The organism is Flavobacterium sp. FlaQc-49, assembly GCF_044005985.1.
GTDB classification, from domain to species: Bacteria; Bacteroidota; Bacteroidia; order Flavobacteriales; family Flavobacteriaceae; genus Flavobacterium; species Flavobacterium cupriresistens.
Window position 1 is genome coordinate 626,278 of the sequence record NZ_JBIPCS010000001.1, and the last position, 24,906, is coordinate 651,183.

Consider the following 24,906-nt stretch of genomic DNA (forward strand, 5'->3'; position numbering starts at 1 on the left):
ACGGAAAAGTTAGATCGTATTTTGTGATTTTACTATTCATATTGTATTCTAAATATCAATTGATATAATTACTACATACATCCTTAAGGTTCGAGTCCCGTTAGGCTTAGGAGACAGTGAAAATTATAGGATTTCACTATAGGATTTCCTCTTATAGCAGTAGAGAACCGATTCAGTTAAATTCTGTTTATAATAATCGAGATGTGCAAAGTCAAATATGGCATCAAATGCCTCAAATGGATTTCCTGCCAAGAACCCAGCCCAAAACCTTGTTTCGAAGGATATTTTATTCTTTTTCATAGCGGTAAGATTTAAAATTGAAAGGTGAAGTTCCACTCTTTCAAGAGGATAATCTATTCCATTTAAGCAGGATATCAATTCTATGCTATCGCGTTCAAAACCCTTTTAAAGTCGAAGGCAAATTGTTTCGGATAGGAAATTCTCATTACTTACTAAATCTAAAAATTCTATTTCAATTCCATAATCGGCAAGTAATAGAAAAGTGGGTCCAAAAATTAAAGAAATTTCGGAAGAACAAGTAAAACTACCTATACCCATTTGCAGGATAAATTTTAGATTTGTCAAGATGTACTACCCATAGTGGCTAACAATTGAGCTGTTAGGGTTGTCATAGTATCCCCTAATATATGCGATTTACCTACTTAGCGTAACAAACAAACAATTACTAAATATGGACAACAAAAAACGAATCGTTGAAAAACCTACTGCAAACAACGTAAAATGTTGGGACAGTAGTGGTAGTACTGAAATGGTAACACAGCGTCTTAAAGAGATGTTTGTAGAAATGGGTCAAAAAACCCGAATTGAAAAAGGGCAAAATCCAGCGGAACGTGCTGTTTTCAGAAAACAACATGGTATCACTTATGGGCAATTCGTGATCAATGAGGATATCCCTGAAGAATTCAAAATAGGCATTTTTAGCGGCTCTCGATATGACTGTGCTGTTCGTTTCTCCAGTGATACAGGCACTACTTCACCTGACTTACACACCACTATTGGAGTGGGTTTGAAGTTGTTTGGAGTGGAAGGGCCAAAACTTTTTGGAGAAGGTCCTACTGCCGATTTCATTTTTCAGAATATAGATCGCTTTTTTGCTAGTGATGCGCAGCAAATGTGTGCGTTTACAACCGCTGGTGCTATTGATAGGGATTACGATACTTATATCAACAAGCATCCTGAATTGGCTAGTATTTTACAAGCTATGCAAAAAGAAGAGGCTAGTGTTTTAAGTGCTGGTTACTGGGCTATTTTGCCTTTTCAACTAGGAGAAAATCAAATTGTTAAATATCGTTTGGTTCCAGATGACACCTATAAAGGCGCGCCCTTTGATGATGATAATTATTTACGATTGGATTTAGAAAAACGTTTACGCAATGGAGATGCTACTTTTAGATTTGAAATCCAATTGCGTACTAACGAAGCAACCATGCCTCTTAATGATGCACAAGTAGTTTGGAGTACTGAGGAAAGTCCGTACATCTGTATTGCTAAGTTGCATTTGCCTCAACAAGATGTAACAGCAATTGGTCAGTCTGAATTTGGAAGCAATCTTTCATTCAATATTTGGAGAACTTTAGAAGCTCATAAACCATTGGGCAGTATTGCAGACGCTCGAAAAACAGTTTATGCTGCTAGTGCTGAAGCCAGGCATCAAGCCAATGGACAACAATTACAAGAGCCTAATATTATAAATCCGCATTTTAAAGGCAATACAGACGAGGATAGTACTTGTATTGTTAGAGCTGGTATCTATCCTCCTATTGGTGTGATGCGCGTGGGAAATAGTGAAGAGGAGTATTTCATAGGGCCTTTAGTAGACGAACCGGAAGCAAAAGAGGATGTGTATGCTTATCGTGATAAAACAGGAGCGATAAAACGTCAGGCTGCTCAGTTCCGAATTTATGGCTTCAATGCGGCTGGAAAAGCTATCAAAGAATTGACGATGGATAATGCTAAAATTACCTGGCATTCGCATTTGGCCAATCAAAAATCATCTTGGTATCAATTCCAAATTGCCTTAGATATTCCAGATGCCTCCGATCCCAATGTTCCACCTTCTTTACTAAGAAACATTGATGTAAAAGACCGTCGTCAGTTATTGATTGATTGTGGTAGTGAAAGCATTTCAAAACCTAATGTCACTGAAGGGAAAGAATTCACCGGAAAATTCATGGGGAAATCGGTTTATTTAGGAGAAATGCACACAGATGAAAAAGGGCGCCTAGTGATGCTGGGCGGTCATGGTAAATCGAAAAACATCAATGGTGATAGAGCTATTACCTTTGCCAACAATGAAGGTTGGTATGATGATATGTCAGATGGCCCTGTTACAGCCACGGTAGAATATGAAGGAGTAGCTCTTGCTGTAGATCCTGCTTGGGTGATTTGCGCTCCACCTGATTATGCTCCTATGCAAAAATCGGTTCGTACTATGTGGGATTTAATGCGCAGTGTTGCTGTAGAATCAGAAATGTTAGTAAGGCCTGCAAGACCTTCTTTCTCTAAAGACATCTTGCCTATTTTTGAAAGAATGACCAATTTACAATGGGTAAATGCAGGATTTGCTGCTGCCTTTGGATGGGGTGGTCAATTTAATTATACCAGTGCAGCATGGGTAAAAAAACTAAATGACCCTACTTCTGCCAATTTAGAAATGCGTCGTACTATTTCCAATAATTTCCGTAGGTTTGATCAATCCGGTGCGCAAGCTCCACAGCTATGGCCTTGGTTGTATGGTGATGCAGTTGCCATTCCTACACAAGGTTCTGTTCGTCAACATTCAACCTTATCGCATTTGCAATTGGAGTTTTTAGATCAATGGGTCGAAGGTGATTTTGATGCTGATTTTGTAGATACAACAGGCTGTCCTTATATTCCACCTGTTAAAAAAATTGATGATTATCCTATTGCTGAACAACCCGACATGTTAACTAAAGCAGCTATGGATTTCTGTTTGGCAGATGCTTTTCATCCGGGTTGTGAAATGACTTGGCCTATGCGAACTTCTGGTATGTATATGGCTCCTTTCCGATTGAAACACGCTCCTAAAACACCAAAAACCGATTATCATTATTATGGTTCTACTATGAATAGTGATGTGTTGACTTTACCTGCTGGTCCATTATTAGGTGGTCAAGTACCCGGTGGCGTAACGAGATGGATGGCTATTCCTTGGCAAACTGATACGGCAAGTTGCAGAGATGGTTATACTACTGCATATGATCCTTATCTACCAACATTTTGGCCTGCCAGAGTTCCTAATAATATTTTGAGTGAAGAACGTTACAAAGAAACTTTAGATACACACTTAGCAGAAGAAACCCGTAGAGAGGCTTTTGCATATCGTTATTTTTGGTTAGATGATTTGCCTTTAGATGGTGAAGATCCAACACAAACCAATCAGATTAATGCTATGGTGAAATATTTTGACAAGTTGGCGATTGTGCAACCGCGTCCAGGTGTGCCTGATAACGCTAATTTTCCACCGGAAATGCAAATTGGTGTAGTTCCAAATGAGGAACAAAACCAACTGTTGTTGCAAGAGACAGAAGCCCGATTGAGAAAAATCTTAAATGACAACAAACACTTGGATAAGAAAGAGGAATCTTTATTGCATATTACTTTAGAACATTTGTCAAACGAAGGCTTGTTTACCGAACAAATTGTAATTGAAAGCACGCGCGAGCAACTGGTACAATTGATTCAAGACGAATTGGTTCAGGATGAAGCTTTAACAAGTGAAGTTCAAAAACTAGTTGATTTATTAGCTTCGAAAGCTCATAAATTAACCAAAACAAGAACCGTTCCTCATTCCAGACAACCTCGAAAAGAAGTGGGTGTACCCGAACAATCAGTTCGTTTCCAACGTTTTATTCCAAAATAACACTAGGTTTGGCGACAGAAAAAACAGATATATTAATTATAGGTGGTGGCATTGCAGGTTGCATTGTCGCCATTTCTTTAATAGATACTTATCAGGTAACATTAGTTGATAAGCTTCTTGAACCTAATGAACGGATTGGAGAATCTTTAGCTCCTGCTTCGCAACGCATTTTAAAACAATTGAATTTATTGGAGGGTTTGGAAAACCAAATAGGCACTTTGTATCAAAAAAACGTAGGCATGCAGTCTTATTGGGGAAGTAATCAAGTATATCTTCTGGATGATTTAAGAAATCCTGATGGTTTTGTTAAAAATTTGGATAGACAAGCCTTTGAAACCTATTTAAGAAAAGCTGCAGAAGCCCGAGGAGTTCATTGCTTGTGGGGTTCCAAGCTACATAGCAGTTCTTATGAAGATTCTCGTTGGCAAGTACAACTAAGAGCTGGTGATACCTCTTTATCAACTTCTACAATTTCAGCTTCTTTTATTATTGATGCCAGTGGGCGCCAATCGCATTTTGCAAAGAGCTTGGGCATTAAACGACAAGTGAAAGATAAATTGGTTGCTTGTTGGGTTACTTTACCTAATAGCAGAACAAATACCATGAGTACCATTTTAGCTAGTGAAAACGGATGGTGGTATAGTGCTGTTGTCCCTAATGACAAACGGGTGGTGGCTTTTCATACCGATGCTGATTTAGTGGCTAAAAACGAACTTAAAACCACTGCCTCATTTTTGGAATTGGCAAAAGAAAATCCTGTTATTTTATCTTTACTAAACGAACATGAAAATGCTATTGTTTTTAAAGGTACAGTTGCCGCTAATTCTACTAAATTAGAACAAGTAGCAGGGCAACAATGGGTAGCTTTAGGTGATGCAGCACTAAGTTTTGACCCCTTATCTTCGCAAGGCATGTACAATGCAATGGCTAGTGCCATGCAATTGCAAAATTTATTATTGAAGTATGGATTTACTGAAACACTTCAAAAAATACATACCGAACAAACGGAGCATATTTGGCACCATTACCTAAAACACAAAAGTATTTTTTACCAAGCGGAAACCAGGTGGAAAACAGCTGCTTTTTGGGAGAGACGGTTGTAATGGTTACCGTTAGAATGAGGTTTATATTAATGCCAACTGCGGTTTTATAAAAAGTACGACCTGGATCAAGTGAGTAAAGAATTCTAAAAGCATAAAATTATTAGGTGCGTTGTTATTTTTGTTAAGGTTTTGTCTCGTTCTTCGAAGAGTTCTTATGGAGAAGGCAAAGGTCTCTGACTTTGCGCAATTTTTTTTGCCTGTTATAAAAACGTTAGGCTCTCAAAAGTCTCCTGACTTTTATGATTATGTTCCAGATCATAAAAAATATTACATTATGTTAGTAGGTCAGAAATCATTTTTTTTGATATAACATATACTAAATTTGTTTAAAGTCAGAGACATTTGCGCAATGATTGTGAGGAACACTTTGGAGAGCGGGGAAATATTAAAAAATAAAAAAATGACAAGAATAGAACGAAATACAGCACCAACAGCGGAAGAAATAGACTTTTTTTTGAAAGAAGTTGATTTTATTTTACCCAAAGGATTTATGGACTTTTTTAAGGAAACAAATGGAGCAGATATTAGTACAGATAAAAAATACATTCTTTTATGGGCATTGGCAGATATGATGCAATTAAATAAAGATTATACTGTGGAAGATTATGCCCCCGAATTTTTTATTTTCGGTTCAGATGGAGGAGACACTGCTTTTGCAATAGAGAAAAATACGGGATATATTTACGAAATGCCATTTATTGGTATGTCAAAGGAAGAATCCATTTTTAGGAACGAAACCTTTACAGAATTTATTATGAACATATGACCCATAATTCCAAGAATTCTTATAAAGCTGTGGCAATGCAAAGATAAAATGGGAAGCTATCATATAAAACATTTTTATAAAATGAAAAATATATCTACTAATAATGAACCTTTAGAATTAAGCATTAATAAAAAATATTATGTTATTGATGCCCTTTATTTGACTGACATAAAAAATGAGTTACTAAAAAATAATATTTTACCTAAAGATATCAGACGTGAAGTTTTTCCTTATACTGATACTCCTTTTGCTCAATACAAATCAAGTAAAAATGTTTTTTTTGTAAACCAAATTATTAAAGTCGATTACGATGAAGTTTTTTCAGAAGATTTCTCCTTTTTTTCGTCAGATACAGGACTAATAGTCTTTATTTTCGAAGATATACTGGTAGAGTTCTTAAAGGATTTCAATTATGAAGATTTAGTTGATTCAGAGAATGAACTAATAGATGAAAAATATTGGGAACAATTGGTTTCAAAGTTCAATCCCACGGAAGTTGGATTAGTCTTAGCCAATGCAGATAACGAAAATAAATTTGACGGAAGTGGAACTTATAAAATTATTTAATATTTTATATTTCAATCAAACCCTCTAGTGCAAATTTGTAACCAACCAACAGAGATGTTTTATGTTCTGATTGAATATCAAAAAAGTGATAAATAATTATGGATAATAGCATAAAAGTAGCTTTTGTACAAAAAATAAATGAAGCTGAATTTGAGACCGAAACTATCTGGTGTGAAAGAGATGGGGAAAATTTCGTAATTGATAATATTCCTTTTGTTGCAAAAAGAATTTCGTTGGGAGATACAATCAAAGCAGAATATGATGAAGATGAAAAAATGTATTATTTTGATGATTTTGTTAAAATTTCAGGGAATAGTACTATAAGGATCTTTTTCTATGATGATAATAAAATTGAATCAACAAGAGAATGGTTGAATAAAAACGATTGTGAATCAGAAGTTTTACTCGTAAGAAGTATTGTTGCTGTTAATATACCCCAAAAAGTGTATTATCCCGTTATTAGAGACTTTCTAGAAGAAGGTAAAAAAAAGGGAAATTGGGTTTACGAAGAATCTTGTTTAGAACATGAGTGTTAAAGCTATTCCATCATAGGGTGATTTTCTTCATACACCACTCTCCGAAGAGTTCTAATGAAAAGCTCCGCAAATATCTCTGACTTTGCGCAATTTTTTTTTATCTGTTATAAAACATTAGATCCTCAAAAGTCTCCTGCCTTTTACGGTTATGTTCTAAATAATAAAACATAAGACGTTAATAACAACAATTAGAATGGATACTAATTAATGGCTATGTAAAAGTAGTATCAAAATGATAAGGTTTTATCATTTTGATATACTTAGGCTTAAATACGCTCTATACAATTTGAGTTAGTAGTAAAACAGCAATAAAAAAAATGATACTAAACACCATTACATTTATAGCCTTTTCTTTGCGCTGCATCGACTTATTGGACATATAATCCTTTGTAATTTCCCTGCTTCTTGTTTTATTTTTTTTCATATCGTGTGTGAGTGTGTGTTTGATTGCATCAGAAAAAATACAAAGCCTATGCCAAAAAAAAGTGCGCTTAATTTGGAGATCCTACCTAAAATGGAAAGGAATATTTTGCGCAAAGCCACCAGTATTCTCTTAGGTAAGGCACGGCTTAAATTTAAATTTATAAAACTGCAAAGGAGGAGATAATTTGTTCTGAATTGTACCTTAATTTCTACCTCGATAGCAGTAAGCACTAGATTGCTACTTTCTGTATCGGGGCGCTGTATTGCTCTGTAACAGCAAGCAATACTAATATTTTTAAGATCACTTAAACCCAATGTCATTAAGTTAATAATTATGAGAAAAAAGTCTCATGCAGATTTTAGCGGAATCAAATAAAAAAACCGCAGAATCTGCGTGAAAAATTTTCTTAGCTTAATGACATTGGGCTTAAACCAACAGACCAATCATTGACAAATCGCCACCCATTTTCCATTCAGACCGAGGTATACGATACGCTTGTGGGGAATTTGTTACTGCATTAAGTACTTGAAAATTAATTACCTCTAAACTTCTATATTCGTTACTTACAGTAATTCTTTTAATACTTTTTTACCATTTTCATTATCCGGATTTAATTCAACCGATTTTTGATACATCTTAATCGCATCATTTTTTTTACCGCATTGGAGCAATGCCTCCCCATAGCTATCATATATATTTGAGCTATTTGGAAAAATTAATGCCGCTGAAGCGAATGTTAGTAAAGAATTGTCTGTTTTTTGAAGTCTCAGAAATTGATATCCCAATCTATTAAAATCTCTTTCTGTTGTTTCGTAAGTGTCTGGATTTTTTAAATATTCTCCAATTAATTCATTTGCTTTTTCTTTATTCCCACTTTCAAGCAAACTGCCGTAGACTCTCGAAAGATTCTGTAATGGCATTTTATAAGGCTTCTTATCTATTAATTTCAAAACTTCATTGGCTGTCACGAAAACCGGATTTGCTGTATTAGACAGCAAAATAACCGTGTTGTTTTTAGTAATGTTATGCATCAAAATTGAAGTAAGTCCAGTAATGAGTCCATCATGAAAAACTATTTTTTCATTAGTGTCATTAGTGTAGATTTGCCATCCCAAACCATAGGCAATCTCTTTTTCGCCCAAACGATAAGAAGCAATTTTGCCATTATTAAGCTTTGTCGGCGTCAGTGCTTCTTCTAATTCTTTCTTGCCTAAAAGCTTGTAGCTAAATAATGCTTTTTGGTACTTATGCAAATCCAGAGCAGTACTTACAATACTTCCACCTCCATAAAAATTGCTTTTCTCATAGATTAAAAAAGTTTCTTTTAAGGTTTGAACATTCACTACGTCCGTAGAATAAAAGTTTGGATAAGTGTACAATTCTACTTGATTTGGTTCTTTAAGCTTTCTGTTTTTTGGAAGAAATGAATCTTTCATTTTAGCAGGAATGAAAACATTTTTTAGCATATAATCTCCAAAACTAATTCCGGCTATTTTTTCTACTATTAATGCCGCAAGACAGAAATTAACATTATTATATTCCCATTTGTCTCCTGGAGCAAACGAAAGTGGTACTTTATTATCAATTAATGCCGGTATAATGTCTTCATTAGAAAAAATTCTTTCCGGACTTTCTTTTATTTCCTTATCAAATAGATGATATTCTTGCCCCAATCCGGAAGTATTGCTTATCAGATGCCTGATACTGACATTTGGATAAGGAAAATTCAGAAGATATTTTTGCACTGCATCATCAATGTTCAATTTACCTTTTTGTTTAAGCTGCAGTATTGTTACCGCAGTAAACGTTTTTGATACCGATGCAATTGGAAATTGCGATTTTTCATTGATCTTTTCTTTCTTATCGATATTGGAATATCCATAAAAATTTGAAAAAGTATTTTCTCCTGATTTGGAAACTAAAACACTGCCGTAAAAAAGATCATTTTTAGCAAGCGTTGAAAAGAAATCTTTTATCTCTTGTCCTGAAATAGTACTTGTAAAAAGTAAAGCTGTAAAGTAAAGAAATATTTGTTTTTTCATTTTGATTGATTGATTGATTGATTGATTTTAAACGAAAATAATAAAATATTATTACTGCAATCGTTTTTCCGGATTTATATCCCAGTTGTTTTACAGAAAGCTTTTCCAAATCATACCAAAATGGATTAATCTTGTCACGCGAAATTCTTGCACTAATGTACGCTAAGACACTGGCCGAGGGCATACACGGCGTCTGTCATGATAGACCTTCGCGGAGAAGAGTCATTGATAATTAAAAAATACTTCATTGACCAGCAGTGTATTGAACTGAATTTAGAACATAAAATCAACCCAAATATTCCTTTAAAATACTGCTTTTCTAACTCCCCAAAAAATCAAATACAAAATAAATTTTAAAATTATGTTTATTTAATTGACATATCAATTATATTTGTATCAAACAAAATAAAGATGAAAAACAATACCCCAACAGGAACAGTACTTTATTCGCTGGAACAAGCCATAAAAGAATACAGAAAAATTTCGCAAAAAAAAATCAGCAAAATTGTAACCGATATAACTGTTGATCAATGTTTAGTGCTAATAATCCTCAATAAAAACTCTGATTATTCTCAAAAAGAAATCGCTAATCTTATTTTTAAAGACAATGCTTCCATTACAAGAATAATTGAATTAATGGTGAAAAAAGACTATCTAAAAAGGGAAATAAATGAATTTGACAGAAGGAAATTTAATCTCAAAATAACAGAAAAAGGACAAAATACCATAGAGCTATTATCACCAGTTATAACACATAATAGGGAAACTGCTCTAAATGGATTAACTAATAATGAAATTGAACTCCTTGACAAAATACTCAATAAAATAATCTCCAATTGTAAAACCAGCTAAAATGAAACGTATCATCACTTTATTGCTATTAGTACTAACAACATCTTTTTATTCGCAAAAAACAATAGCTCCCCGAACAGAAGTTAATCTTACTGAATTAGAAAAAAAAGATATTTTAGATTCGCTAAACAAAAAGCTTATAGAATTTTATATACGCCCCAACGCGCTACAAAATATAAAAACAAAGTTGAGTGAAAACTATAAAAAAGGCAAGTATAGTAAAAGTTCTAATCCAAAAGAATTTGCCTCCATGCTCACAACAGATATTGTAGATATTAGCAAAGATTTGCATTTTAATGTAATTTACGATCCACAATGGATAAATGATCAATTGAAAAGCAAAGATGATCTTTTACGAAAAACAATTAAAGCTCAAGAACTAACAGAGGCGAAAAAAAAGAATTTTGGTTTTCAACAAACACGAATATTGGAAGGTAATGTGGGCTATCTGGAATTTACCTATTTTCACGATCCGGTCGAAGCAAGTGAAGTTGCAACAACCGCGTTACAGTTTTTAAGCAACACAGATGCTTTAATTATAGATTTGCGTAAAAATAATGGTGGAGCAATGGAGATGGGGCAATTTATCAGCAGTTATTTGTTTTACAATAAAGATTTACCGCTCTATAAATATTATTATTACGAAAGTGGGAGAAAAAAAATAGATCGAGAAATGTGGTTGTTACCTTCTGTTCCCGGCAAACGATTAGATGAAATTGACATCTATATTTTGACAAGTGGCGTAACTTTTTCCGCTGCTGAATGGATGAGTTATTCTCTTCAAAACCTTAAACGTGTCACTATTGTTGGAGAGCAGACAGCAGGTGGCGCCCATCCGATTGATCGAAAAATAATAACAAACGGCTTTTCTGTAAACATACCTTTTGGAGAAGTAACAGACCCTATTACAAAAACAGATTTTGAGGGCCGCGGCGTCACTCCGGATGTACTATGTAAAAGCGAAGACGCTGTGAATGTAGCTCATCTTTTAGCCTTACAAAAATTGTCATCGAAAAATAAAGATTCATTACACCCTATTGATTGGATTATTCCGGTTGTTAAAAACAGGCAAAAACCAGCGATTATAGATCGCGAAATTCTAAAATCATATCAAGGAAAATATGGGAAAAGTGAACTGGTCTATGAGAATTCCAATTTGTATTATAAATGGAATAATACGGTTAGCTTTTTGCTTACCCCTTTAGAACAAAATTTGTTTCTGGTAAATGGGATAGATGAATTTCGTATAAAAATAATTTTAGAAAAAAATTCCATCACTGGAATTAAAAGGATTTATCAAGATGGACATGAGCGAATGTATTCCAAAGAATGATGCCGGTGACCTTAATACAATAAGTACTAATAATAAGCCTCTTAATTTTATAAGACGTTTATTGTTAGTAGTATTATTTATATAAAAATTGCACAAGATAACACTATAGCATTGTCTAAAATTTGCGATAACTTCATGCAACAAATATGGAACAACGAAACAATAATCTTTAAGATTCTTTAAAATAGTCTTCCATCGCTAAACTCCAATTTTCATTTAAAATATAACTAATGTCATCTTTAGCGTCACTTATTTCTTTTATTGAAAAGTCCATTAATTCTTTATAATTAAAATCTTCTGGTACATTTTGATTGTATAGCCCTTCGACCATTTCTTTAAAAAGCAATTCGTTGTTCATCGTTTTTTCAAGATTAAAGAACGCAATATCAAAGAAAGACTTCATTTTCATTTGTAATCGGTTGAAATAATATTCATGATACAACCAAATGGCAGATTGAAGAATAGGAAAGTCATCAGCGCTTTCCATTAATGTCCTTAACTGACTTATAAAAGAGGTATATTTAATAAAACCCCAAACGCCTTGTGCTAAAGCGGATTTATCCTTTGATGTAATTATTTGACTTAATTTTTCGAATGATTTTAAACTTTTAATAACATCCGAAATATCGTATTCACCATAACTAACGTAATCTAGCATTGCCAAAAAAACGTCAACATCATCATCATTTTTTAAGAATCTGTTTAAACTGATATATTCATTAAAAATTCGTAAACTTTCCTCATTTGTTTCTCCATTATATTCCATTTCATTTAACGAAAATTCGCAAGTATATCCAGCTAATTTATAAGGATAGTTTATTCTGTAGTACTCCACTACAGCTTCATAAGACATTATTTTATTAATTTCTTGTCTTAGGTCATTATTGAATTTTCGAGGTATAAATCCAGCGAATACGGCAATTAATAAAAAGTTATAATACCCTATTAACTCATCCGTCCAAAATCGTTGTTGAAGTTCAAGTCCGTAATAACTTCTTTTTTTATGATCATCCAGTAAAGCATATAAGTCAATCTTTCTATTTTCTAGAATTAACTGATTTATCAATTCAAATCCTTGCGACGGCATCTTCTTTTCATAAAATTCGGCCTTTAAAGAATCGTAATTTCTGTCTGTATTTTCCATAAATCCTTAGTTTAGATGATAGACTTAAGCAAGTCCAATGGTTCTATAAAACCACTTTTGGGTTTACAAACAGAGACATGACTTGTCTCTGCTAAAACAATCGGAGCTATATCATTTAGATAAGGAATATTTCTGACTACTTTATCTCCCTTAGCATAGACAACTAATTTTGCTTTAGTACAATCGCCTTTATTTTGATTTTGAAATTCGTGAGTCCGTTCCTTTATGTAATGTATAATACCTTCCTCAGTATTATCTAAATCATTAAGAATTGGATATCTTAGTTTAGCAAAAATCCCAAGTAATCCGGTTAAACCAGGTAAAGCTTGCATTGCCAAGTTAATAATGTTTGCTCCATGATGAGCCGGTGCAAACAATGCTAAAGTAACTTTATCAGCCCATGTCTTATTCTCATTGATCGCAAATATTAAAGCTTGTCTTGTCAAAATTGCTCCGAGAGAATGAGCCACTAAAATAATCCCATTATAGTTTCTTTCAGGCAATCCTTGTGCAATGGGCAAAATATGGTTGGCTACTGGATTTTCGACAAGATTTAAAAATTTGAAAAGTTCTCCGGAATGATCACCGGCTTGTCCTTTAAAAGTATCGTATCCGTAAAAAATAATATCAGATTTTGCAAACTCTTCTTCTGAAGTAATATAAGTTGGGAAATTATTCCATGTTCCTATAGAAGTGCCACCAAAACCATGAATAAACACAATTAGATTTTTAGGCTCACTATAACTGAAAAAACCTTGCGAATTTAATCCGTGTTTTTGAATTCCAATACTAATAGTATGATTTGACATTTTCTAATTTTAAAGTTATTAGTAAAAGCTACTGATTTTCAATTCATTTCATATAAGTTTAGAAAAGTATTGAAAATTAAAAAAAAATATTCAAAAACGCGTTTTTCAACCTGTAGTATTAATATAAAAACAATAGAGTTTTAACAACTATCTGAGAATTTATAGTGAATATATTTTATAGCTTGGAAATATTTAAAAGTAAAAAATAAATTACATATACTGCACAAGTATAAATACCCTTTTCTTTATTTTAAAAATTCTTATTTACTGCTAAATAACTCGAGAGTTTGCTCAAAAATCTAATTCAAAATTTACTTTATTTACTTACTTTTTTTAGCTAATTCCATCGCGTTATACACATTTAGAACTTTTCCTGTTTTTGATAGCTCAGAGAATGGTGCTTTTTTGTCGTTTGTTCCCGGAACAATAACATTTATATCATATGCCGTACCTGAATCTAAAATAATTTGTTTAACCTCTTTTACAGTAAGTTTAGGGTAATAGGACCAAATCAATGCAGCGGTTCCACAAACCATCGGGGCTGCAAATGAAGTCCCTGATTCAAATTTATAGATGTTTCCTGCTCCGGTGGTGTAAATTTCATCGCCAGGTGCAAATAAGTCTACATTCTGCTTACCATAATTTGAAAAATCAGATACAAATTTATCCCCTAATTGTTGAGTCGTTGAACCTACATTAATAAAATTGTCATAGATCTCCACGGTATCATCATTATTAAGGTCATTGGGGTAGTTAAGGAAATTATCTAAATTTTGGCTATCATTCCCAGAACTATGCACAAGAAGAACATTATGATCCTGGGCATATTTAAAAGCATCTATTACCCAATCTTTATGCATAGAAAACTCCTTGCCAAAAGACATGTTAATTATTTTAGCTCCATTATCTACAGCATACCGGATTGCCATGGTAATATCTTTGTCATGTTCATCACCAGATGGGGAAATGTTTAAAGGCATAATTTTCACATCAGCAATTCCTTTTATGCCAATAGCATTACTCCTATTTGCTGCAATAATACCGGATACCATCGTATTATGATCCTGAATAGTTCTTACACCCTTTATAGTATTGCTGATCTTATTATTACCGTATCCTTTTTCTAAAACCGTTGGATTGTCCCCAATAGGAAGTCGTTCATTGTATGCTAAATTTAAATTTTTATTAACTACAGAATCTAATTGAACTTCTTGATCTTTTACATCATCAAAAGTTTTTTGATTAACTTCAAGATTACTCATCATAAAAAACACAAGTGCACCAAGATCTTTGTCATTATCATCTCGTCTCTGGCGGTATTTTTTATTATTAATTTTGTATTTATTATACATGCTGTCCAATTGCTGATAAGTATAATCCTCTTTAGGAAAAAAATGTTTTAAAGTATCTTTTACCAAGGGATAAATTGCTACACCATGTATTAAAGACTTGTGCCAGTTTTTATAATACTTATTTTTTTCCTCAAATGTTTTTAACGCTCTTTGGTATACTTTAAACTTGTACAAATCTTTAGTTTCGATTTGGGTTTCTTTTTTATCCTTAAATAATGTTTCCCATTCATTGACTATACGTACATATTCATATCGGTTCCATACCACGTAACCTCCACTTTTGGTACCTGTAAAACTCCAGCCGTTGCAATCGTCTATATATCCGTTGTTATCATCATCGATACCATTATCTGGAATCTCTTTTGCATTTGTCCAGATTACACCTTGTAAATCTTCATGTTTTAAATCAATTTGGGTATCAATAACTGCAACAATAATGTTATTATTTTTTGGCTTCTTTTTATTTTGTGCATACCATTTATCCAAAGAAATTCCAGGTATATTATCCTTTTGAAAATCCTTTTTATACCATGTTTTTTGATCTGAAATTGCGAGTTGTTTTTCAGTATCTGGTTTTAGAGTAGTAATTTTTGAATGCTTCGTTGATTTACATCCTATTAGAATTACTATAAATAATGATAAGATATAAAGTGATTTCATTTTAAGATCGCGGTTTAGACAAGTTCCTGTCGTACATAATAATAGTTCCAGCCACAGCAACATTTAAACTTTTTTCGGATTTAAATTTCACTAAATAATGGCATTTATCCATTACTTTTTTGGATAAACCATGATCTTCTGCTCCTAATAAATAAACACAACGTCTTGGATGTTCGAAGGTTTCTAAATCGCAGGCATTTTCATCTAATTCAACACCAACCAATCTCGCTCCTTTTGGCAGGTTTTCAAAAAAAGCTTCAAAAGTATCATAATGAAAATAAGGAATTGCTTTTACCGCATCATGAGTATCGCAGGCTTGTTTGGCATATCGATTCCCGATGGTAAATATAAAAGTAGCACCTAAGTTTTGAGCAGATCGCCACAAAACACCCAAATTTTCAGGAGTTTTACCATTTTGTATTCCTATCCCAAAATATTCATTTATAAAGTTATCATTCATAAGGGCAAAAATACAAACTGTAAGTAGATAAATCAATTTTTTCTTAAGTTGAAACGAAAGTCTGGGATTGGTAATTCTGTATTGCAATTTTAGGAGATATCTATTAGCGAAAATAAATCCAATGAAAGTTAATGATGCGGCTTTTCGTTTAGAAACTTTTTTTTGCAGGTAAGGCCGAGTCAATTATGATTGACAAGATGTAAACCAGAAATGAATAATTGCTAAATATTAGCCTAAATAAAAAGCCGTAAATCTAAAATTTCTATACCCCTCTTCCCTCTTAAATTCTCGATAAATAAAGGAAAAATACTTATTGCATTATAAAATAACAGCAAAGTCAATCTATCCACCTTACACCATCAAAACCTTTTAATAAACTCCATCATATCACCAATAGTTTGTATATCTTCTTTTTGGGTGTTTCCTAGCGCTCTAACCTTTTCAATATGCAGCAGACTCGTTAACATTGCTTTTTGTAAACCGTTTAATGGATCTTTACTTGTATCGGGCTCAGGAAGTAATTCTTCCAGACTTATATGGGACGGGATGTCGGGCCAATCTGTTCTTTTTTGATTGGAAAAAACCTCTGTAAATGGCAAAACACTTGGATCTTTATCTCTGTCGGTTAACGCATCCAGTCCCCATTTCTGACAAGCAGTTTTTATGAATGAGGTGTGCTCAAACTGTCCGTTGATAATCGTATTTGGTTGAATATAGGAGGAAACCATTATCATAGGAACTCGAATGCCCAGACGATCAAAAGTGAAATCACACTGTCCTTTCATACCGGGAACAGGTGGTACTGTTGCAGGCGGATATACATGGTCAAAACAGCCGCCATGTTCATCATGAGTGATGATAAAAAGTATTTTATCTCGCTTTGGACTATTTTTGATGGCATTATACACTTCGCGAATCAGTTCATCTCCTAATTTTACAGTTCCCGTAGCTAATTTGTGATTCACTGCAGACGGATGTTGATCATTGTGTTTGTCAAGAAATTGAGGCTCCACGAACGAATATTGCGGAAGACTTCCAAATTTCAAATCAAAGAAAAAATCAAGATGTCCGTGTGTTTTGTCTTTTCCGTCTCCAAAGCCATTGACAATATTGGTGAGGCTCAGAGGCGCAATAGGCGAATAAACTTTCCATGAAACATCCTTGTCATTCATGCGGTCAAAAATGGTGGGAAGAGGCCAAACCTCTTTTATCCACGAATCCATATCGCTGAAATCGCCATCAATACCGGGAAAACCGGTTCCGTCTTCCTCAAGCGGATTAACCACTTTGCCCCCCGAACTGGCTGCGTGCCAAAAAGCCCGATTGCAATAGGTTTGACTGGGCACCGCACAATACCAATGATCAAAAACTGCAAATTCCTTAGCCAAAGTAGCCATTGCCGGAATCTGGTCCGGCTGAAAACACTGCATGATTACCTCATACTGTTCGTAACTTGGGTCATCAATACCATAAGTAGCTCTAAGATTACTTTCATAATCGTTAACAAATCCGATCATCCCCCCGGGTGTGGGTACAGGAGTAGGCAGGTTGTAAGGTGGTGTCATTTTATACTCCGGCAAACCAACATTGCAAAGCGGGTCAATCGTATTAAAAAGTTGTGTATTTACATGCGGATATTCCTCACCCGGATCGGGATAAGGTACCGAATAGTTCATAGCGCGTGAAGGGGAAATACTCGTCTCTCCTGAGTTATTGATAACTCTTGGAGGAATAGGGTTCGCATAGTCAACTGCGGGGTTGTAAAGCCCTTCAAACGACTTATTCGCTGGTACTTCATCATTTTCATAGAGGAAGCCTAAAAGATTGTCGAAAGAACGATTTTCGAGCATCAGAACGACAATGTGGTCAAAAGTATCCAGACCGTCAAATTGGTTTTCGTTTTCCATTTTTAACTGTTTTACATTACAACTTAACTGTAAATTAAAATAATTAAAATCAAAGTTGTACACGTACTTTTACGTGTTTATGAACCGTATTTTACAACTGTTTAAAAAACCAATAAACACTACACTTCTATTGATAATCTAGTCCAAAAGTTTTAGGTTTTTATGAAAATTCTTTCTTTGAGATTGGGAATGGCTCTCGCAAAGCCGCGAAGTCGCCAAGTTTTATTTGTTTTGCTGATTGCTAGAAGCAATTTTCAGGAGCAAAGGATTAAAGATAAAAAAGAAGAAAAGAGGAAAAGAAACTTTGCGACTTCGCGACTTTGCGAGATTATTACATACCGACAACTTTTGGACTTGATCGTAGCTTTAAGAAACTATGAAGCCTTAAAAGGATTCAAAAAACTCATACGCTCTTTTCTCTGCATAGGAATACATCGAATTGCGCAGTGGAAAAGCGCAATGTCCACCATATTTTGGGGTTTCCAGATACACATAAGCACTGTCACCCGCTATTGTTCTCGGATAACATCTTTCTCCTAAAAAAGGATCGTCAAGCGAATTAATAATGAGCACCGGAGTGGTAATATTTTTAAGCGAAAATTCCGGAGAAACACGCTGATAATAATCATCCCGACTTGCAAAACCATGCAACGGTGCTGTAAAATAATGGTCGACTTCATCAAAAGAAGAAATTTTATCAATCTGATCACGGTTTATAAAATCCGGAAATTGTGCTGCTTTGTGCTTTAGCTTTCGTTTAATATCGATTGTAAAATTCTTTAAGTAAACTCTGTTAAACCCTTTTTTGAGTTCCGCTGCACTTGTTGCGATATGCGTTGGAACTGAAATAGAGACTGCCGCTTTTATGCGTTCATCCATTTTTATCCAGCCCAAATAATTCAAAAGCTGCACGCCTCCCATTGAGTATCCGATTAAATATACCTCTTCAAAGCCTTTTCGTAAAACAAATTGCACTACTTCATCAAGATCATCCACAGCACCATGATGATACAGTCTCGGAAGCCGATTCATTTCGCCCCCGCAAGTGCGATTGTTCCAAGCGAAAACGGAGAAATCTTTCTCCTGAAAATAAGCTGCACAGCTATTATTGTACGTTCTTCGCGAATCTCCTTCTAAACCATGGCATAAAATCACTGCTTTTTTAGAATCCTTTAGAATGAAATCTATATTGATGAAATCGCCGTCTTTTAACTCCTGTTTTTCTCTTGTGTAGCCCGGAACATCAAATTTTTTAAACAGAGCAGCATAAATAGTAGAAATGTGCCTGTTACGGTACATTATAAAAGGCAAACTATATTCTGATTGTTCAATAATTGGCATACTAAAGAAGTTTTTATGGTGCTTGATACAAATTTAAGAAATCAATCAACATGTCATTTGATACTGTCGTTTTTATTTCACTAAAACTCAAATATTTTCTATTAAAATTAATCAATCAGCATTTGAATAATCCACGGTTTTAATCAACGGTCGGATAGGATTGATTGTATAGGCTTTAACCAAAACCTTAACCGCGAAATTTTGGCTAAAGCCTTGCATCGATATCTTTTAAATCCGTTGATTAAAACCAACGGCTATTCAAAAAAACACAAAATAGAAGATTCAATAAAATAGTTTTTAAACTCAATACACTTTAATCACCTAGAGATGAATTACATAACAAAACATCCATCTATATAATTTAATAAAAACAAAAATTTGGCCAGATCAATTGCGACAATCCATGTCCTCAGTCAAAAAAATCACTATTTTTGAGTAAACCTTCACTCATTTACTATGACCGATAAATCACAACTCCGTAGTTCTATATTCAGACATCTTGACGGCCTGGCAGTTGCCCCTGTTGCAATAGCATTGAAAAACAATGGAGTTTTAGATTTTATTCTGGACAAAAAGCAACTACAGTTGGCACAGCTTACAACTGTTTTTAAAGCAAATGAAGGCTATCTAAATGTTGGTTTGAGGATTTTGGCTTCGCAAGGTTTTTTCGATTATGAAGTGAATAACAGCACTCAGGAAATTACGATCCTGACAAATGAAAAGACAGAAACAGCCTTTTCGATGTTTTACCTGTATGAAGATGTGGTTGATTTACTAAAATTTTCGATCCAGTTTCATCCGCGTGTCTTTGAGGATGAACCATTTGAAAAACTTAATGTTATTTTTGAAAAATACAAACAAAATTATTGGGTTGAACAGGGTGAAGATCCGCTTGTAAACAGTATACAAAACCAAATCTTAAAGCACATAGAAGGCTATCTGATTGGACCAACCATTGTCCGTTTGGCAATGAGCGGCATGTTTCATAAATATTTTATGGAGACTTCCTTCAAGCCGGAGGAATTTCATAAATCTCCTGAAAAATTTAAAAAAATATTAGACTTTTTTGTACATCTTGGATGGTTCCTGGAGAAAAATGGCAATTATCAATTTACAGAAGTGGGTTTGTTTTATGCTAAAAGAGCCAGTGCCTATGGGGTTACTGTTTCTTATCTGCCGACCTTTGCGAAAATTGAAGAATTGATTTTTGGCGATGCAACCGTTTTAAGAATGGTAACAGAGGGTGAAAATGAAATACATGTTGACCGTGAAATGAATGTATGGGGAAGCGGAGGAGCTCACGATACTTATTTTAAAGTTGTAGACGAGATTCTGGTTAAGCTTTTTAACCTGCCAATTGAAGAACAACCTAAAGGAATACTGGATATGGGCTGTGGTAATGGTGCTTTTTTACAGCATATTTTTGAAGTCATTGACAGACAAACTTTAAGAGGAAAAATGCTTGATGAGTATCCGTTGTTTCTTGTTGGTGCCGATTATAACCAAGCGGCTCTGAAAGTGACAAGAGCCAATCTTATCAAAGCAGATATTTGGGCAAAGGTCATTTGGGGAGACATTGGACGCCCCGATTTGCTAGCCCAAGACTTGAAAGAACATTACAATATTGACCTGAAAGAGTTGCTAAACGTGAGAACTTTTTTGGATCACAATCGAATTTGGGAAGAGCCGAAACACATTAAATCAGACAGAATCAGTAAATCTACCGGTGCTTTTGCCTACCATGGAAAAAGAATCAGTAACAACCACATAGAAGATAATCTGTTGGAACATTTACAGAAATGGTCGCCTTACGTTCGTAAATTTGGTCTGCTTTTGATTGAATTACATACCATAGATCCAAAACTTACTGCTCAGAATTTAGGAAAAACTCCCGCAACAGCTTATGATGCTACTCATGGTTTTTCCGATCAATACATTGTTGAAATCGATATCTTCAATGCCGTTGCCGCTGAAGCAGGATTATTTCCGGATCAATCCATTTTTAGCCGTTTTCCGGATGCTGATATCGCTACAGTAAGCATCAATTTACTAAAGGGAAACTGATAATTGATCAGACAATAGAAGCTTATATTAGGGGCATTTCAATACTATTATCGTTTGCAACTACAACTAATTTTATAATCGTTCAATTTTGCAAATAAAACAACAAGCTTCTGAATTTCTGGCGTGAAGAAACTCAATTTCTTTTTTACTTTCAAAAATTTTGACAATTAAATCATCTACATCGGCGTTTCCAACCAGCTTGGCGTATATCATTTTTTGCCCTTTGTTGTAACCTATTAATGTCAATGGAAAATTTTCTTTATCTGCTTTTATTGCGTGAGGAAAATTATAAATATCGGCATACGGTTCTACTTCCTCTTTTTGAATAAATATGGGGCCGGGCTGATTGAAAATATTGTCAATCTGAAACGGACTGTGTTTCAAAACCAATCTTCTATCATTCCCGACATCAAATGGTTGTAATGAAATTCGGCAAGGGCCCTTCCCAGTTGCTACTTCTTCGTATACTTGGTTACCGAAATCATCTTTATAAGTTTGCTTGATTTTATTTGCATATTCTGTCGTTAGAGGTATAATTTTAAAATTTTTCATTTTGTTTCAATTTACAAGTTTACTCCAAATTTAGTTTGCTTTTATTGCTCACAAAATCCGAAAGTTGCTAATTCATAAACTAATAATCTTGTCGCATCGAAGAATACATTGACACTTCACCAGTATAAACAACAAAACCCGACAATTGCCGGGTTTTATTGTTATTTCTAGGTTTGAATCTATTTACTTTGCTACACCAAACATCATTACTAACTTGTTATCAAGATAGAAATTAAGTGTTTGATCAGCTACGTCAAAACGTAATTTTTTGTCATTTAAAAAAGACAGTATTTTTTGTTCTGTTTTATTCGCTTCTTCATTTAGGCAAGCCATTCTGGTAGATGCAATATTGCTAAACTGAATAGAGTTATCACCGCTAGCAGTATAACTTCCGAAAAAATTATTACAACCGCTATTTCCATTTACTTTCTTTTCGGCAATATTAAATTTAATTGAAGCTCTTCCATAATCTTGCCCAACATTTTCAAGGCTAATTAGTTTCCAGTCATTTTTACCAATATAACTCCAAAGATCATTTTGAGTAGGAATAGTAAATTCCATTATCGTTTTATTTTTTGAGTTCTTAAACTGAACAACATTTTTCTTCTTAACGATTTTGTATTTTTTATCTTTTATAGCGTCAAGAAAGTCTCTCTCTACTTTCATTGCAGCATCATTACAAGCCATTAAGGTTCCTGCACCTGCACTAATTTGAATCCCGTTTTTAGAATTCAGTTTTTTGTATTTTGCATTAAAGTTATTGCATCCGCTTTTCCCGCTAATCGTCTCGGTAGTTGGATCAATGGTCATATATACACTCTTTGAATTGATTGTTTTACCATTCAAACGCGTTAATATCATCTTGGTATTGTAAATCCCATTAGACTTTGTTACCGGTTTTTTCCAAACAATACTTTTTAATTTATAAAGATAAGAAGAAGCATCTGCCGGCACAATTCCCTGTCTTTTTGTTCTGATTACTATAATTTCGTAGCGATTACCCTTTTCGAAATTAAAGCCTTCGATATGATCATAAAAAAGTTCCCAATCCTTTCCATTATCATATTTCACTTCTAAACATTCCATCGGAGCTACACCCTGACAAGGCACTTTGTTTTCTTTGACAGTCATCTTGATTGTTTCCTGTCCATAGGTAAATGCTGATACTAACAATAGCATCATAAAAACGTACATCTTCTTAAATCTTTTCATCGTTTCAAATTTTGTAATACTCATAAGTATTTGATTATAAAATATTCCATTAATAGGTGCAAAAGTATTGCTGATACCTACAATTAGGATTAAACTCGATCTGCTTTAAAAAAGCATATCGTTGGCTTCTTTGCATTAATCGTGCCATTACAAAAAATAAGTTTAAAAAAATTTTCGTAAAAAGTAAACAAACCCGTTTATTGATTGACTATCAGATTACAGGGCAAAATAAATTTTTCGCTACCCGTCAACCCAAAAACAGTTGGCAATGATGACACCAATGACGCACCAAAATCAACTGTTCTGGCTTCCGTATCGTATAGCCGACTGAAGAATAGCAAGATCGATATCTTTTAGCGTTTTGAACTTAATGCAGTACCCCGTCACACTTGCTTTGCCTAGTTTTTCTCCAAAGGTTTTTGCCAGATAAGTTTTGTCTTTGATTCCTAAAATGTATACAGAAATTCCGGTTTTATTTGCGCTGATCCCAATTTGAAACCACTCTTTGGTTTTTCCATCAGCATATTCCATGACGAAAAATCCATATCCGATATTAGGGTTAGCTACAACTTTATTCTCACTGTTTTTACCATCAAAAAACCATAGTTGACATCCCGGTAATACCTCCAGTGTGGCCCGGTGTAACTCTTGCACTTCACTTCGTTTTGGTTCCGGCAGACTGGCAATATATTCTTTGATTTGCTCTTCTACATTCATATAAAATATACAATTAGTTGTTTCCTATAATATTCCTTCCAAGTTAATACGATCTGCAAAACGTCGGATCAGCTTATAAATTATTTAATACCTGCTCTTCAAACTATTGGGTTATAATTTCTGTTTTTGCAGCAGTAAGTATCTTCAATGATTTCGCATCCTGAACAAACGTAATAATCTGGTATTCGGAAGCAGTTGCATTGCCATTCAAAACGAAATTTATACTACCTGATTTCGAATCAGAAGGAACGGTCTTAAAATCAGTTACTATATTGTAATTGGTGAGTGTCAAACCTGAATTCTCCCCTCTTTTTATTGCAGTAGACTCCTCTTTTTTTACTAAGGCAAAACAAATTTTATCTTTCGCCGAAATTACTTTACAATGGTATTGCACCTGTACATTGCTAAGTTTTTTTTCGGCTGTAATATTCAATTCCCCCAAAGGTTTCTGCTCTCGTGCTTCTTTAATAAACCTTGTGATACTACTCTCCTGACTTCCTACAACCGATTCACTTCCGTTGATGATCAACTGCGGCGTATAAACTGAGGAATTTAATGTTGCTGCGTATTGTCTTTGTCTTTCTGAAAATTCTTTTTTGCTAAACGGATCTTTCCATCCAATATAGTTCCAATAATCTACATGAAATGACAACAGCATCATATCGGGATTGTTTGCCACAGCATATTTCCCCATTAATCTGTCGGCGGACGGACAGCTACTGCAGCCCTGGGAGGTAAACAATTCTAAGACAACAAATGACTTAGACTCCTCTGCCTTTTTTTCTTTAAACGTAGAAAATCCCATCGAAATCAATAGTGCAATCCCTAAAAACAAATAAAAAATCTTTTTCATAACGTACAATTTTATAAGTCAAATGTACTTATAGTATGAAAATCTAATTGTCGCCCAGATTACATTAATACTAAATATTTCACACTTCTTTTATTCAACACGAATATAAGCAATTAACTTGCTACTTAGTAAAATGCTATAACACATAATAATAATACAGGCTTAGTGGTTTTTCGCCACGAATTACGGATCAAGCCCGAAAGTTGCGGGGAAGAAAAAATCTCGCAGAGTCGCAAAATCGCAAAGTTTTAATGAAAAAACAGAAAAAACTTTGAGACTCAATACTATTTTTAGAAATCCAAAGCGAG

General features: G+C 34.2%; 19 protein-coding genes. 8 read left to right on the forward strand and 11 right to left on the reverse strand.

Annotation, left to right across the window (positions count from 1 at the left end; all coding sequences use genetic code 11):
* The first annotated feature begins 691 nt into the window (after nucleotides 1-691).
* From ACHRV3_RS02210 to ACHRV3_RS02230, 5 genes are all read left to right on the forward strand, one after another.
* Nucleotides 692-3,904 carry a LodA/GoxA family CTQ-dependent oxidase gene (locus tag ACHRV3_RS02210; RefSeq protein WP_395434378.1) on the forward strand — a complete coding sequence of 1,071 codons (3,213 nt, stop codon included), beginning with the start codon at nucleotides 692-694 and terminating at the stop codon, nucleotides 3,902-3,904.
* 8 nt (nucleotides 3,905-3,912) lie between these two features.
* Nucleotides 3,913-5,007 (forward strand): NAD(P)/FAD-dependent oxidoreductase, encoded by a 1,095-nt coding sequence (locus ACHRV3_RS02215; protein ID WP_395434379.1) that lies wholly within the window; start codon nucleotides 3,913-3,915, stop codon nucleotides 5,005-5,007.
* A 400-nt stretch (nucleotides 5,008-5,407) separates the two neighbouring features.
* Complete coding sequence (locus ACHRV3_RS02220; protein ID WP_395434380.1) at nucleotides 5,408-5,773, forward strand: SMI1/KNR4 family protein; 366 nt, start codon at nucleotides 5,408-5,410, stop codon at nucleotides 5,771-5,773.
* Nucleotides 5,774-5,854: 81 nt separating this feature from the next.
* Nucleotides 5,855-6,340: a hypothetical protein gene (locus tag ACHRV3_RS02225; RefSeq protein WP_395434382.1), complete on the forward strand. Its 486-nt coding sequence runs from the start codon at nucleotides 5,855-5,857 to the stop codon at nucleotides 6,338-6,340.
* A gap of 98 nt (nucleotides 6,341-6,438) precedes the next feature.
* Nucleotides 6,439-6,876, forward strand: a complete 438-nt coding sequence (locus tag ACHRV3_RS02230) for a DUF4265 domain-containing protein (RefSeq protein WP_395434384.1) — start codon at nucleotides 6,439-6,441, stop codon at nucleotides 6,874-6,876.
* Nucleotides 6,877-7,863: 987 nt separating this feature from the next.
* Here the strand turns inward: ACHRV3_RS02230 and ACHRV3_RS02235 are convergent.
* Nucleotides 7,864-9,342: a serine hydrolase gene (locus ACHRV3_RS02235; protein WP_395434385.1), complete on the reverse strand. Its 1,479-nt coding sequence runs from the start codon at nucleotides 9,340-9,342 to the stop codon at nucleotides 7,864-7,866.
* 411 nt (nucleotides 9,343-9,753) lie between these two features.
* Between ACHRV3_RS02235 and ACHRV3_RS02240 the strand changes: the two genes are divergently transcribed.
* Entirely contained in the window at nucleotides 9,754-10,194 is a 441-nt protein-coding gene (locus ACHRV3_RS02240) for a MarR family winged helix-turn-helix transcriptional regulator (RefSeq protein WP_395434386.1), read from the forward strand.
* 1 nt (nucleotide 10,195) lies between these two features.
* The gene (locus ACHRV3_RS02245) at nucleotides 10,196-11,527 is read left to right on the forward strand and encodes a S41 family peptidase (RefSeq protein ID WP_395434387.1); all 1,332 of its coding nucleotides are present in this window, start codon (nucleotides 10,196-10,198) and stop codon (nucleotides 11,525-11,527) included.
* Nucleotides 11,528-11,696: 169 nt separating this feature from the next.
* Here the strand turns inward: ACHRV3_RS02245 and ACHRV3_RS02250 are convergent, their stop codons facing one another.
* The 6 genes from ACHRV3_RS02250 to ACHRV3_RS02275 all read right to left on the reverse strand — a co-directional run bounded on the left by ACHRV3_RS02250 (nucleotide 11,697) and on the right by ACHRV3_RS02275 (nucleotide 19,200).
* On the reverse strand, nucleotides 11,697-12,671 hold the full coding sequence (locus tag ACHRV3_RS02250) for a hypothetical protein (protein WP_395434388.1): 975 nt from the start codon (nucleotides 12,669-12,671) through the stop codon (nucleotides 11,697-11,699).
* Nucleotides 12,672-12,682: 11 nt separating this feature from the next.
* Nucleotides 12,683-13,480: a triacylglycerol lipase gene (locus tag ACHRV3_RS02255; protein ID WP_230002169.1), complete on the reverse strand. Its 798-nt coding sequence runs from the start codon at nucleotides 13,478-13,480 to the stop codon at nucleotides 12,683-12,685.
* Nucleotides 13,481-13,800: 320 nt separating this feature from the next.
* A complete protein-coding gene (locus ACHRV3_RS02260) occupies nucleotides 13,801-15,492 on the reverse strand; it encodes a S8 family serine peptidase (RefSeq protein WP_395434389.1) in 1,692 nt (563 codons plus the stop codon).
* A gap of 1 nt (nucleotide 15,493) precedes the next feature.
* A complete protein-coding gene (locus tag ACHRV3_RS02265) occupies nucleotides 15,494-15,952 on the reverse strand; it encodes an RNA methyltransferase (RefSeq protein ID WP_047778108.1) in 459 nt (152 codons plus the stop codon).
* A 359-nt stretch (nucleotides 15,953-16,311) separates the two neighbouring features.
* Nucleotides 16,312-17,859 (reverse strand): alkaline phosphatase family protein, encoded by a 1,548-nt coding sequence (locus ACHRV3_RS02270; RefSeq protein ID WP_395434390.1) that lies wholly within the window; start codon nucleotides 17,857-17,859, stop codon nucleotides 16,312-16,314.
* Nucleotides 17,860-18,243: 384 nt separating this feature from the next.
* Nucleotides 18,244-19,200, reverse strand: coding sequence for a YheT family hydrolase (locus ACHRV3_RS02275; protein WP_395434391.1), 957 nt, complete (start codon nucleotides 19,198-19,200; stop codon nucleotides 18,244-18,246).
* Nucleotides 19,201-19,656: 456 nt separating this feature from the next.
* Here ACHRV3_RS02275 and ACHRV3_RS02280 point away from each other — a divergent pair, with 456 nt between their 5' ends.
* A complete protein-coding gene (locus ACHRV3_RS02280) occupies nucleotides 19,657-21,264 on the forward strand; it encodes a class I SAM-dependent methyltransferase (RefSeq protein WP_395434392.1) in 1,608 nt (535 codons plus the stop codon).
* Nucleotides 21,265-21,336: 72 nt separating this feature from the next.
* Here the strand turns inward: ACHRV3_RS02280 and ACHRV3_RS02285 are convergent, their stop codons facing one another.
* The 4 genes from ACHRV3_RS02285 to ACHRV3_RS02300 form a co-directional block, all read right to left on the reverse strand.
* Entirely contained in the window at nucleotides 21,337-21,816 is a 480-nt protein-coding gene (locus ACHRV3_RS02285; protein WP_395434393.1) for a DUF1203 domain-containing protein, read from the reverse strand.
* Nucleotides 21,817-21,999: 183 nt separating this feature from the next.
* Nucleotides 22,000-23,052, reverse strand: a complete 1,053-nt coding sequence (locus tag ACHRV3_RS02290) for an META domain-containing protein (protein WP_395434395.1) — start codon at nucleotides 23,050-23,052, stop codon at nucleotides 22,000-22,002.
* Between the two features lie 270 nt (nucleotides 23,053-23,322).
* Complete coding sequence (locus tag ACHRV3_RS02295) at nucleotides 23,323-23,745, reverse strand: DUF1801 domain-containing protein (RefSeq protein WP_395434396.1); 423 nt, start codon at nucleotides 23,743-23,745, stop codon at nucleotides 23,323-23,325.
* 103 nt (nucleotides 23,746-23,848) lie between these two features.
* Nucleotides 23,849-24,598, reverse strand: a complete 750-nt coding sequence (locus tag ACHRV3_RS02300; RefSeq protein WP_395434397.1) for a DUF1223 domain-containing protein — start codon at nucleotides 24,596-24,598, stop codon at nucleotides 23,849-23,851.
* Nucleotides 24,599-24,906: the final 308 nt, after the last annotated feature.